11 protein-coding genes are annotated in these 12903 nt (G+C 51.0%); 9 read left to right on the top strand and 2 right to left on the bottom strand.

Annotated features, from left to right (window positions below; all coding sequences use genetic code 11):
- Positions 1 to 572: 572 nt before the first annotated feature.
- The 4 genes from fhuA (at position 573) to fhuB (ending at position 6609) form a co-directional block, all read left to right on the top strand.
- Positions 573 to 2804: a ferrichrome porin FhuA gene (gene fhuA, locus CPY98_RS16340; protein WP_043495317.1), complete on the top strand. Its 2232-nt coding sequence runs from the start codon at positions 573 to 575 to the stop codon at positions 2802 to 2804.
- 78 nt (positions 2805 to 2882) lie between these two features.
- Positions 2883 to 3680, top strand: a complete 798-nt coding sequence (gene fhuC / locus CPY98_RS16335; protein ID WP_162622611.1) for a Fe3+-hydroxamate ABC transporter ATP-binding protein FhuC — start codon at positions 2883 to 2885, stop codon at positions 3678 to 3680.
- 11 nt (positions 3681 to 3691) lie between these two features.
- Positions 3692 to 4609 (top strand): Fe(3+)-hydroxamate ABC transporter substrate-binding protein FhuD, encoded by a 918-nt coding sequence (gene fhuD, locus CPY98_RS16330; protein ID WP_096388770.1) that lies wholly within the window; start codon positions 3692 to 3694, stop codon positions 4607 to 4609.
- Positions 4606 to 6609, top strand: a complete 2004-nt coding sequence (gene fhuB / locus CPY98_RS16325; protein WP_096388443.1) for a Fe(3+)-hydroxamate ABC transporter permease FhuB — start codon at positions 4606 to 4608, stop codon at positions 6607 to 6609. The genes fhuD and fhuB overlap by 4 nt, the downstream gene beginning before the upstream one ends.
- Positions 6610 to 6661: 52 nt before the next feature.
- Here the strand turns inward: fhuB and CPY98_RS16320 are convergent, their stop codons facing one another.
- Both CPY98_RS16320 and CPY98_RS16315 read right to left on the bottom strand, forming a co-directional pair.
- Complete coding sequence (locus CPY98_RS16320; RefSeq protein WP_043495310.1) at positions 6662 to 7429, bottom strand: DUF2076 domain-containing protein; 768 nt, start codon at positions 7427 to 7429, stop codon at positions 6662 to 6664.
- Positions 7430 to 7576: 147 nt separating this feature from the next.
- On the bottom strand, positions 7577 to 8617 hold the full coding sequence (locus CPY98_RS16315) for an aminopeptidase (protein ID WP_096388442.1): 1041 nt from the start codon (positions 8615 to 8617) through the stop codon (positions 7577 to 7579).
- Between the two features lie 373 nt (positions 8618 to 8990).
- Here CPY98_RS16315 and cysD point away from each other — a divergent pair, with 373 nt between their 5' ends.
- From cysD to CPY98_RS16290, 5 genes are all read left to right on the top strand, one after another.
- Positions 8991 to 9899, top strand: coding sequence for a sulfate adenylyltransferase subunit CysD (gene cysD / locus CPY98_RS16310; protein ID WP_025800261.1), 909 nt, complete (start codon positions 8991 to 8993; stop codon positions 9897 to 9899).
- 22 nt (positions 9900 to 9921) lie between these two features.
- Positions 9922 to 11361, top strand: a complete 1440-nt coding sequence (cysN, locus tag CPY98_RS16305; RefSeq protein ID WP_172863850.1) for a sulfate adenylyltransferase subunit CysN — start codon at positions 9922 to 9924, stop codon at positions 11359 to 11361.
- 2 nt (positions 11362 to 11363) lie between these two features.
- The gene (gene cysC, locus CPY98_RS16300; protein WP_046448749.1) at positions 11364 to 12005 is read left to right on the top strand and encodes an adenylyl-sulfate kinase; all 642 of its coding nucleotides are present in this window, start codon (positions 11364 to 11366) and stop codon (positions 12003 to 12005) included.
- A 58-nt stretch (positions 12006 to 12063) separates the two neighbouring features.
- Positions 12064 to 12390, top strand: coding sequence for a DUF3561 family protein (locus CPY98_RS16295; protein ID WP_043495303.1), 327 nt, complete (start codon positions 12064 to 12066; stop codon positions 12388 to 12390).
- Positions 12391 to 12501: 111 nt separating this feature from the next.
- On the top strand, positions 12502 to 12894 hold the full coding sequence (locus CPY98_RS16290) for a FlxA-like family protein (RefSeq protein WP_080723968.1): 393 nt from the start codon (positions 12502 to 12504) through the stop codon (positions 12892 to 12894).
- The last annotated feature ends 9 nt before the right edge of the window (positions 12895 to 12903 follow it).

Here is a 12903-nt window from a genome sequence, read left to right as displayed (position 1 = left end):
TAATTAATTTTGTGACGAGGAATGTAAATATAATAAATTACAATATTGGTGAATTATGATTCGTTGGAAATTATACTTTTTTAATAAGTAATTGAGAGTTTTTTATTTAATGTTGTATTAAATTTCATTGATTTAATTGGTGCTTAATTAAGTGTTTTGTTTAATTTAAATAAAAATGCGTAGAGGCGCAAAGGTAGGTGTAGCCTCGTTTTGTAAGGTGAAAAATTGCACCGTGATGAGTAAGCGCCAATAAATAGAATATGGCACCGATTCCGCATCTTTAAATCCATTCTTTGTATGGTTTTAATTAAACCATTTACGCAAACCAAATATAACAATTACATAACTATGAAATACGTCTCATTTATATTTACATCATGATTCAATCCTCTTTTTAGATAGATAAAACCTATTGATTTAAGCCTTATTAAAATAAAGGCTATTTTTTGTTCCCTTGGTTCTTATAAGGATTAATTTCTCTTGAACTTTACATTTAGTTACGCATAAAATGCGATCTTTATAATAATCATTCTCGTTTGCTTTATTATTTGTCTTTCGCCAGAGAAACCAACATGACTTTACCATCGTTCAAATATTCACGAACCAAGGTTGCAGTTTCTATTGCTGCCAGCTTGGGGATGTGGGCCTCTTTCGCCAATGCTGCTGATACAACTCAAAAAAATCAAAATGACGACACGCTGGTTGTCACCGCCGGCGGTGGTGTTCAGCAGGAGAGCGCATGGGGTCCCGCGCCAACGATTGCCGCTAAGCGCAGCGCAACGGCAACGAAAACCGATACGCCAATTGAGAAGACTCCACAGTCTGTCTCGGTTGTAACCTATGAAGAAATGCAAATCCGCCAGCCAAAATCGGTCAAAGAGGCTTTGGGCTATACGCCTGGCGTAACGGTTAACAGCCGCGGCGCCTCCAGCACCTATGACTTTGCCATCATTCGTGGTTTCTCTTCGGTTGGTTTGAACCAGAATAACTATTTGAACGGTTTGAAGTTACAGGGCGATTTCTATAACGACGCCGTCATTGATCCTTATATGCTTGAGCGTGTCGAACTCATGCGTGGGCCAACGTCAGTGCTTTATGGCAAAAGCAACCCTGGCGGGATCATCTCTATGGTCAGCAAGCGTCCGACGACAGAACCGTTGAAAGAAGTGCAGTTTAAAATGGGGACAGATAACCTGTTCCAAACTGGTTTTGATTTCAGCGATGCGTTGGATGATAACGGAGAGTTCTCATACCGTTTAACTGGTATGGCGCGTTCTAATAACGAACAGCAGGACGGTGCCAAGCAGAAACGTTACGCCATTGCCCCAACGTTCTCTTGGCGTCCGAGCGAGCAAACTAACTTCACGTTCTTGTCATATTTCCAGAACGAGCCAGAAACCGGCTACTACGGCTGGTTGCCGAAAGAAGGAACCGTAGAGCCATTGCCAAACGGTGGTCGTCTACCGACTAGCTTCAATGAAGGCGCAGCCAACAACACTTATTCCCGCAACCAGAAAATGGTGGGCTATAGTTTTGACCATAGTTTCAATGACACCTTCACAGTGCGCCAGAACCTGCGTTTCTCTGAGATGAAAACGGCTCAGAAAAGTGCATACGGTACCGGGCTGTGTAATAACAGTATGAATGGTTTTAACGCGTACTGTCAGTCGCTTTCTGATGCTGATAAGGCCCATTACTTGGGACGCGGTACGGTTGTTGATCATGAGCGTTTACAGAACTTTAGCGTTGATACTCAGCTACAGAGTAAGTTTGCGACGGGCGACGTGGATCATACCCTGTTAACCGGCGTTGACTATATGCGTATGCGTAATGACATCAGCGCCCTGTTTGGCAATGCACCTTCACTGGATCTGGATAATTTACCCGATCGTACCGACGTTGATTTCGGTAGCGCGGTTCCTTATCAGATGAACGAAAGCAAGCAAACCGGGCTTTATCTTCAGGATCAGGCTGAGTGGAACAAATGGGTTCTGACCTTGGGTGGTCGTTATGACTGGTCTACTCAGGCCACGACTGTTCGCAGCGATAATGGTTACATTGAGCGTAAAGATCAGCAGTTTACTTGGCGTGGCGGTGTGAACTATTTGTTCGACAACGGTATTTCACCGTATTTCAGTTACAGTCAATCTTTCGAGCCGAATGCCTTTAGCCTCTACAGCACACCACGCGTAGCCTATGCGCCGTCGAAAGGTGAGCAGTACGAAGCCGGTGTGAAATATGTGCCGAAAGATATGCCGATTGTGGTCACGGGTGCAGTTTATCAGTTAACCAAAACTGACAACTTGATGGCTGATCCAACGAATGCGTTGAATCAAATCCCTGCGGGTGAAATTCGCTCACGTGGTTTTGAATTTGAAGCAAAAGCTGCCGTTAATGCCAATATCAACATGACGGCGTCTTACACCTATACAGAGGCAGAATACACCAAAGATACCAACTTAAAGGGCAATACGCCGGTTCAGGTGCCAAAACATATGGCTTCCCTGTGGGGTGATTACACCTTTAACGAAGGTGCTTTGAGCGGGCTAACGCTGGGTACGGGCGGCCGATTCATCGGTTCAAGCTACGGCGATCCGGCGAATACCTTCAAAGTCGGTAGCGCAGCGGTGATGGATGCGGTGATCAAATATGATCTGGCGCGCTTCAACCTGCCTGGCTCCAGCATTGCGGTTAATGTAAATAACCTGCTGGACCGCGAGTACGTTGCCAGCTGCTTCGATACCTATGGCTGCTTCTGGGGCGCAGAGCGTCAGGTTGTGGCAACGGCGACCTTCCGCTTCTAGTAAGATATACACTCAAGGGCGCGGTTACCGCGCCCGTTCTTTTCTGCAAAGAACATAAGACTAAAGGCTATACCGGAATTGAGTAAAACTGCGATCTCCACCCCGTCAACGTTCACTTTGCAACAGGTCAGCTTCACTGTTCCTGGCCGCACATTGCTGCAAAACGTGTCTCTCACTTTTCCTGAAGGTCAGGTTTGTGGCTTGATTGGTCACAATGGCTCAGGTAAATCGACGCTGCTAAAAATGCTCGGTCGCCATCAGGCGGCAAGCGGTGGCCAGATTTTACTGGGCGACAAACCGTTAGCGGAATGGGATAGTAAAGCGTTTGCCCGTGAAGTGGCCTACCTTCCTCAACAGTTGCCCGCCGCTGAGGGAATGACGGTGCGTGAACTGGTGGCCATTGGTCGCTATCCTTGGCATGGTGCGCTCGGGCGTTTTCGCAGCGAAGATCGTGAACGAGTGGAAGAGGCCATTGCCTTGGTCGATCTTAAACCGCTGGCAGGGCGTTTGGTTGACAGCTTATCCGGCGGTGAGCGTCAACGTGCATGGCTGGCGATGACGGTGGCACAAAATAGCCGCTGTTTATTACTCGATGAACCGACCTCGGCGCTGGATATTGCCCATCAGGTTGAAGTGTTGGCCCTCATTCAACGCCTTAGCCGCGAACGGGGGTTAACCGTGATTGCGGTTCTGCATGACATCAATATGGCTGCGCGTTATTGCGATTATTTGATGGCGCTGCGCGGTGGTGAACTGATTGCTCAAGGTACGCCTGCTGACATTATGCAGGGCGACGTACTGGAAAAAATTTACGGTATACCGATGGGGACGCTGCCGCATCCAAGCGGTGGTGCGCCGGTGAGCTTCGTCTACTGATGCAAGATTCAATGCGTGATCCCAACTCTCCTGATTTTGGCCGTCGCCGTCTGATTACGGCGCTGGCGTTGTCGCCGTTTTTACTTCCGCTTTCGGTGCAGGCTTCTGGGCTAACCAGCACGACATCTCCCGATCTCAAGCGTATTGTGGCGCTCGAATGGCTGCCGATTGAGCTTCTGCTGACGCTCGGTATTACCCCGCTTGCCGTAGCTGAGATCGCCAATTACCGTCTTTGGGTACAAGAGCCTGAATTGGCACCTACGGTTATCGATCTCGGCAACCGCACAGAGCCAAATATGGAGCTGCTGCAACAGATTGATCCTTCGCTGATCCTCTACTCAGAGGGATTTGGCCCTTCAGTGGCGAAAATGCAAACCATTGCACCGGCGATGGGCTTTTCCTTTAACGATGGCTCAGGCCTGCCGCTGAAACTGGCTAAAAAGTCATTGCAAAATCTGGCGGAAAAACTGGGTGTGCCTGAACGCGCGACCGCACACCTTGCACTATTCCAACAGCGGTTGGCACAAAGTAAACAGCGCCTGAGTGCGTGGGACAAAACGCCACTGTTGCTGTTTACGCTGTTAGACGCCGGGCATGCTTTGGTATTTGGTAAAGGCAGCATGTTCCAAGAAGTAATGGATGAACTGGATTTAAAAAATGCGTGGACGGGGGCGACCAATTTTTGGGGCAGCGCGATCGTTGGCATAGAACAACTGGCGACGATTTCCCCGCAGGCGCAGGCCATTTTCTTCAGCCACGGTAATGACGCATTGTTTGCTCAGGTGCAGAAAACCCCGTTGTGGCAGGCGCTGCCTTTTGTGCGAAGCCATAAAGTGATCAGCCAGCCGGGCGTTTGGTTCTACGGTGCCACGCTCTCCGCGATGCGTTTTTGTGATTTGCTGGAGTCTGCGTTAGGAGCGAAATCATGAACGCTAACGTAAAAGCATCTCAGGCTAAATTCAGCCTGTGGTTGATCCCGTTGTTGCTGGCATTGCCTGCGCTGGGATTAACCTTATTCAATCTGCATCACCAGCTACCGTTTAATCAATGGTGGCAGGCCGCGACCGCGCCGGATAGGGATAATATCCAACAGGTCGTGATGCATTACAGCATTCTGCCACGCGACGTTGTGTCTTTGCTGGTGGGCGCAGGGCTCGGTCTGGCGGGGCTACTGTTCCAACAGGTATTGAAAAACCCGCTGGCGGAACCCGCCACGCTGGGGGTTTCCGCCGGTGCTCAGTTTGGGGTAACGGCGGCGGTGCTGTTGGCCGTTTCGCCTGAAAGCTGGATGATGCAACTGGCGGCTCTGCTGGGTGCTGTGTTGGTCGCGTTTATCGTGTTTGGCCTGTCGTGGGGTAAACGCATGTCGCCGGTGACGCTGATTCTGGCGGGGCTGGTGATGGGGCTGTACTGCGGCGCACTGAACTCCCTGATGGCGCTGTTTAATTACGAATCTCTACAGGGCATGTTTGTCTGGGCGAGCGGGGCGTTGAACCAACACGATTGGCATAACGTGACCGAACTAGCTCCGCGTTTGCTGGTGGCATTGCTGCTTTCCGCTTTGCTGATTCGCCCTTTGACGCTGCTGGGATTGGATGACGGCGTCGCTAAAAATCTAGGGCTTGGCCTAAGCAGCGCTCGTTTAGCTACCCTCGCGCTGGCGGTGTTAATCAGCGCACAGATGGTGAACGCGGTAGGCGTGATTGGTTTTATCGGCCTATTTTCGCCGCTGTTAGCGCGCATTTGTGGTGCGCGTCGATTGTCTCAACGGTTGTTAATGGCGCCTTTTATCGGCGCTTTGCTGCTGTGGCTCACCGATCAGGTGGTGCAATGGCTGGCCGTGGTTTGGCATGAAATTCCAACCGGCTCGGCCACCGCGCTCATTGGGGCACCGGTACTGCTGTGGTTATTACCGAAGCTGCGGACCAACGGCAATATGCCGGATATGAACCAAGGCGACCGTGTTACGCCAGAACGTCACCATCTGTGGCGCTGGATGATCATCGGTATGGCTCTACTGGCGTTGGCTCTGGCCGTTGCTTTGCTATTTGGACGCGGTAGCGAAGGTTGGTACTGGGCGCACGGCGCCCAGATAGATGCGCTGATGCCTTGGCGCTGGCCGCGCGTGGTGGCTGCTTTGGCTGCGGGAATGATGCTAGCCGTAGCAGGAACCATGATCCAAAAGCTCACCGGTAACCCGATGGCGAGCCCTGAAGTATTAGGGATTACGTCGGGTGCTGCGCTCGGCGTTTTAGTGCTGATGCTGTTAGTACCGGGCAATGCGTTTGTATGGCTACTTCCGGCGGGAAGCCTCGGCGCTGCGCTGACGTTATTGTTAGTGATGATTACCTCGAGCCGTAACGGATTTTCCGCCCAGCGTATGTTGTTGGCCGGGATTGCGGTGAGTACGGTGTTTAGTACGCTGGTGGTGATGGTGCTGGCAAGCGGCGATCCGCGTACCGGCATGCTGCTCACATGGCTAGCGGGCTCGACCTATGGCGTGGACAGCGCGCAGGCGTTACGTACCGTGGGTATTGCCGTGGTGCTGATTGCGGCAACGCCGCTGTGCCGCCGTTGGCTCATGCTACTGCCTTTAGGCTCGGTAACGGCGAAAGCGGTGGGCGTGGCGCTGATGCCGTCGCGTGTCGCTATTTTGTTGATCGCATCGGCGTTAACCGCCGCTGCGACGCTAATGACCGGTCCGCTCAGCTTTGTTGGCCTGATGGCTCCCCATATGGCGCGAATGTTAGGCTTTAAGCGAGCGATGCCACAGCTGATGGTTGCTGCGCTAATCGGTGGTTTTCTGATGATGTTTGCAGATTGGTGTGGGCGGATGGTGATGTTCCCTTATCAAATCCCCGCCGGATTGTTAGCAACGTTCATCGGCGCGCCGTACTTTATTTTCTTACTGCGCAAGCAGGGGAAATAAGCAGATTCAATCCGCCGCACCATGCGGCGGATATGATATCTACGCAATAGTTTTAGAAGAACGAATCATCGTCGCTGTTACTGTAGCTGTCGTCATCGTTGCCAAAGCCTGAATCGAAGAACCCGCTGTCTTGCCCATTCTGATTAGACGCATCATCCTGCCAATCCGTATTTTGCAGATCGGGCTGAGTGTTATCGGGCTGCGTGATATCTGGTTGAGCCGCGTCAGGCTGAGCAATCGTATTTTCCTCAACCACGTTCACGATCTCTTCCGGCTGGCTATTGTGGAACATGCCGGTCAGCATATCCGCGATCACCACGCCGCCCGCGACACCGGCCGCCGTCTGTAATGCGCCGCTTAAAAAGCTACTGCCGCCACGAGAGGCCGCAGGCGCATAACCACTATTCGCATTGTTGGCATACTGATTATTGGGGTACTGGTTATTGGCATAATTTGCCGCGCCAGGGATAGGCTGGCTTCCGCTGTTTGATACGGCGGCAGGGCGTGACTCGGTTGCATTGGTGCTGCCACCGCCGAATAAGCCCGCTAAAAAGCCGCCGCTGCTCTGTTTCGGCTGATTCTGTAGCTGAGTCACCTGTTGCTGTAGAGCATTTACCTGATCGTTTAAACGCTTAATCGCCGCTTCTTGTACCAGCATCGCCTGAGCCATGTAGTAAGGCGCCGCAGGTTGTTTGGCGATACATTCCTGAATTAAACGCTCGGCCTGAGCATCCCTCGGCCCGCTGCCAGCTTCAGCCTGTTGTAGGCGAGAGAAAAGGCCAGAGATAACGCGTTGCTCAACGGATTGTTCATCAGACATAAAAACCTCAACGAATATTGATGCCAAAGCGGCACTAAAACAGATCAATCTGGAATAAATGTAATGCCCATTCATTAAAGATCAATATGGCTTAACGCTTTGTCACAAAGGCAGAGGTTTCTATACAGATGACGTTATCGCTGGAAACTACTTAGCCACCTCTTCCACCAGAGGCAGTAAAATCCTCACGCTGTCTCGCGTACGCGATTTGATACGCCCGGGCAGGTGTTTATCCAAGTACTGAAGATTGTCATATTGCGGCTGGTGCCACGTGGTGCCCTCTGGGAAATGCGTATTCTTGCTGGTTTGCTGATAGCCATCTTTTTTGCCCAGAGACCAATTACTGGCTTCAACGGCGAGTACTGGAATATTGGCCGCATCGAACGTCATATGATCCGAGCAACAACCGGTACCTTTCGGGCTGTGTTCGCCATGGCCGTTGTTAATGGCGGCGCTAATACCAAAGCGCTTAGCAAGCTTAAGGGCGCGGTCGCGGGTTTTCTCGGCGATGGCTTTCGGCGTGTTAACACCGCTGTGGAAATAGAGTTTATCGCCGGTAATCAAAGAATCGAGATTGATAACCAACAGCGTGTTGTCTTTGTCGGATTTGCTCATTCTGCTGAGATAGTTTTCGGCCCCTTTGTTGCCTAACTCTTCGGCGCTGAGCGCAAGGAAGCGAATGGTCGCCTTGGTTTTAACGCTGCGCAGACGCTCTGCAAGCTCCAACATCACGCCAACGCCAGACGCGTTGTCATCTACGCCCTGCAACGTTAATCCGCCAAGATTATGGTTCACATCGCTGTCGCTCATTGGGGTATAGGTATCAAGGTGGGCGACAATTAAGATCTGTTTGTCGGTGCTGCCGGGTTTCACCGCAATCACTGAGGTGGCGTTCACGTTATGCCAATCTTTTTTACCTTCGCTTGAGGTATACACATAGCGGGTTTTGAAATCTCTTAGGTCGCTCTGATAGCCCATGCTTTGGAAACGCTGATTAACATAGTCCGCCATCATCAGCTCGGCGGGGCTACCAGCCATGCGGCCGGGGAAGTAGGTCGAGATATGTCGTACTTCTTGTTCGGCAATTTTACCCACGGGCTGATGGGTAATACCTGCGGCTGAAACCGCGAAACTACTGCTGAGACATAGCGCTGCGCAAACCAGTTTAAGTGAACGGCAGGAAAACATGGGTAAAGCGTCCTTAGCGCTGCTGAAAACCAAAAACGTGTTCAACAGCGTGATAATTGGGATGATAAATCAGTGCGGCTAGTATGGAGTCTTCGCTCTTATTACACAATTTCTAGCGCTCCTAAAATTTAAGGAAATGTTTACTTCCTTAATCTTGCGCCGCCTCAGCTTGCTGCATATTTCTTTCGGTTATTTCAAATACCTTTTCGTCATTTCATTTGGGCAAAGCTGACACCTTATAGTGCCCCTATCCTGCTTTTTGAAGTTACCGCTGCGCTCACTCGGTTTGATTTGCTGTAACTCCAACCCTCTTGGATAAATATCCGTTGTGCCGGTGTGGCCTTCGGGAGAATTTCTGGCTTAAGGATCGTCCATGGATAACCAAAGACTGACGCACTTACGACAGCTCGAAGCGGAGAGTATTCACATCATCCGCGAGGTGGCTGCCGAGTTTTCTAACCCTGTCATGATGTACTCCATCGGCAAAGATTCTTCGGTGATGCTGCATTTGGCGCGTAAGGCATTTTATCCGGGGACACTGCCGTTCCCGCTGCTGCACGTTGATACCGGCTGGAAATTCCGCGAAATGTACGAATTTCGCGATCGCACCGCCAAAGCCTATGGCTGTGAACTTTTGGTGCATAAAAATCCAGAAGGTGTCGCGATGGGCATTAGCCCGTTTGTTCACGGCAGCGCCAAGCATACCGACATCATGAAAACCGAGGGGCTAAAACAGGCGCTGAATAAATATGGTTTTGATGCCGCCTTCGGCGGTGCGCGTCGTGATGAAGAAAAATCACGCGCCAAAGAGAGAATCTATTCATTCCGTGACCGCTTCCATCGCTGGGACCCGAAAAACCAGCGGCCTGAGCTGTGGCACAACTATAACGGTCAGGTGAACAAAGGCGAAAGCATCCGCGTATTCCCGCTGTCAAACTGGACTGAGCTTGATATCTGGCAATATATCTACTTGGAAAATATCGATATTGTTCCGCTTTATTTAGCGAAGCCGCGTCCTGTTTTAGAGCGTGACGGCATGCTGATGATGGTGGATGACGATCGTATCGATCTCCAACCGGGTGAAGTGATCAAACAACGCATGGTTCGATTCCGTACTTTAGGCTGCTGGCCGCTAACCGGCGCGGTGGAGTCTCAGGCGCAAACGCTGCCTGAAATCATCGAGGAGATGCTGGTTTCCACCACCAGCGAACGTCAGGGAAGGATGATCGATCGCGATCAGTCTGGCTCGATGGAGCTGAAAAAGCGCCAAGGGTACTTTTAAGAATTCGTAGAGGACGAGAACCATGAGCCAGATGATTAACCATTCCATCGCAGACCAAATTGCTGAGCAAGGCGGGGTGGAGGCCTATTTACAGCTACAACAAGATAAAAGCCTGCTGCGTTTTCTGACCTGCGGCAGCGTGGACGATGGTAAAAGCACGCTGATTGGACGCCTGCTGCACGATACGCGCCAAATTTATGAAGATCAGCTGACGACGCTGCACAGCGACAGCAAGCGCATTGGCACACAGGGCGAGAAGCTTGATTTGGCGCTGCTGGTTGACGGTCTTCAGGCCGAGCGTGAGCAAGGCATTACCATTGATGTTGCCTACCGCTACTTTTCGACAGAAAAGCGCAAATTTATTATCGCCGATACCCCAGGGCATGAACAGTACACCCGAAATATGGCGACCGGCGCGTCGACCTGTGATTTAGCTATCTTACTGATCGACGCGCGCAAAGGCGTTCTGGATCAAACTCGCCGCCACAGCTTTATTGCCACGCTGCTCGGTATTCGCCATCTGGTGGTAGCGGTGAATAAAATGGATCTGCGTGACTATCAACAGGATGTGTTTGAGCAAATCAAGCAGGACTATCTCAGCTTTGCCGAGCAACTGCCGGGTGATTTAGCGATTAAATTTGTTCCGCTTTCCGCGCTTGATGGCGACAATGTGGCGACACAAAGTGAGGCCATGAGCTGGTATCACGGGCCCACTTTATTAGAAATTTTGGAAACCGTTGATGTGGTACACGATGCTGAGCAGCAGCCGCTGCGTTTCCCCGTGCAGTACGTGAACCGCCCGAATCTGGATTTTCGCGGCTATGCGGGAACGCTGTCCGCAGGCGTACTCAGCGTGGGGCAGTCGGTGAAGGTGTTACCGTCAGGAGTCACTTCGCGCGTTGCTCGTATTGTCACCTTCGATGGCGATCTGCAAAGCGCTATTCCTGGTGAAGCCATCACGCTGGTTCTTGAGGATGAAATTGATATCAGCCGTGGCGATCTGATCGTGGCCGCCGATGCGTCAATTCCTGCCGTGCAGGGCGCGACGGTAGATGTTGTCTGGATGTCTGAGCAGCCGCTGAGCCAAGGGCAAAGTTTTGATATCAAACTCGGTGGCAAGAAAACCCGCGCTCGCGTGGAGCGAATCGACTATCAGGTGGATATCAACACGCTTACGCAGCGTGCGGTAGAATCTTTGCCGCTCAATGGGATTGGTTTGGTTGAGCTCACCTTCGATGAACCGCTGGTTATCGACAGCTATGCGCAAAACCATGACACCGGCAGCTTTATTTTTATTGATAGGCTCACCAACGTGACCGTGGGGGCTGGGCTTATCCGTGAAGCGTTGGCACCGTCACAAGCGAATACAGCCGATTTTAGCGCGTTTGAAATTGAGCTTAATGCATTGGTTCGCCGTCACTTCCCACACTGGGGTGCGCGCGATTTGCTGGGTGGAAAATAGCGGTGACTGATATCAATTTATTACAACCAGCTACTGAAAGTAACGCCTCTAGCCCTGATATCGTCTGGCATGAACATGCAGTCAACCGTGAGAGCCGTGAAAAACTGCATGGGCATCAGGGCGCGGTGATTTGGTTTACCGGGCTTTCGGGCTCGGGAAAATCATCAGTTGCAGGCGCGCTGGAGCAGGCGTTACATCAGCTTGGGGTTAGCACCTACTTACTGGATGGCGATAACGTACGGCATGGCCTGTCGCGCGATCTGGGTTTTAGCGACGACGACCGTATCGAGAATATTCGCCGCGTGGGTGAGGTAGCCAAACTAATGCAGGATGCGGGTTTGTTAGTGCTCACTGCATTTATTTCGCCTCATCGCCATGAGCGCCAAATGGTGCGCGAACTATTGCCGGAAGGGCGATTTATCGAGGTCTTTGTGGATACGCCACTCGCCGTATGTGAACAGCGTGATCCCAAAGGACTCTACAAGAAAGCGCGCGCGGGTGAGATTAAAAACTTCACGGGAATTAGCTCAGTTTACGAGCCGCCTGAGCGGCCTGAAATTCATCTAAATGGCGAACAATTAGTAACAAATTTGGTCGCACAAATGTTAGACGTTTTACGCCATCACGCTATTATCAAACCCTAGTTATTGTTGCATTGCATTTATTCCTTTGGTGAATGTAATGATTATTCAGGGTTGATGTATGCTAATAAACGCTGCCAACATTCCCGCTGACAAGAAAAAGTCATTGGAGAAAGAAGAGCCTTCCTACGCCTTTGCTGGCGGGGTATTGGGCTTTTCTTTCTATTGGTTAGCTTTTGTTCTGCCATTTATCGTCTATGGCCTGAATACGCCTTTTTTCCTGCTCTACACGTGGCCGTTTTTTCTGGCGCTGATGCCCATTTCAGTGCTGCTTGGCATTGGTATCAATAAGCTGGTGTCGGGACGACTGCTGATTAGCGTGCCGTTGTGTGGGGTGCTGGTGGTGATGCTGTTCTGGCAAACCTTCTTGTTGCTGACAGGCTGGTAATTCCTGCTGACTTCGGCAAAATTCTTCGCTCAGGTTTTTTCCTCTTTCGCCGATAACTCAGAGATATTTTAAAAATATCTTTGGGGTTAGTCGTTACAGAGGATAATTACTATGGCAAATGTATCTATCACCATGTCGGTTCCCGCAGCAGGTGTTTCGCCCGCGTTAACCGGCAGCGGCGAAAGCGTGGGTAGTGGAAGCGGCAGCACCGTGGGGGCGAGTACGTCCGGAGGCGGTTCAGGTCGTGTCCAACAACTGATGAAACAAATTCAGGAACTTCAGCAGCAGTTGCGCGATTTAGCCAATTCGGGTGGCTCACCGGAAGAGATTAAAAAGCAGCAAGAGCTGATTCAAAACCAAATTAAAGCGTTACAGGCCGAAATCGCGCGTATTCGCCAGCAAGAGGCGGAGCAGGCGCAGCAAAGCCAGTTGGATAAAGTGGGTAAAACCGGTGACGGCGTTAACCGCCCAACCGATGAAAATCAGATCGATGTTTATATCTGATTTTTTGGC

Source organism: Hafnia sp. CBA7124, from assembly GCF_002355555.1.
Taxonomy (GTDB): domain Bacteria; phylum Pseudomonadota; class Gammaproteobacteria; order Enterobacterales; family Enterobacteriaceae; genus Hafnia; species Hafnia alvei.
Note: the sequence above shows the minus strand (reverse complement) of the source record. Positions and strands in the feature narration are given on the sequence as shown.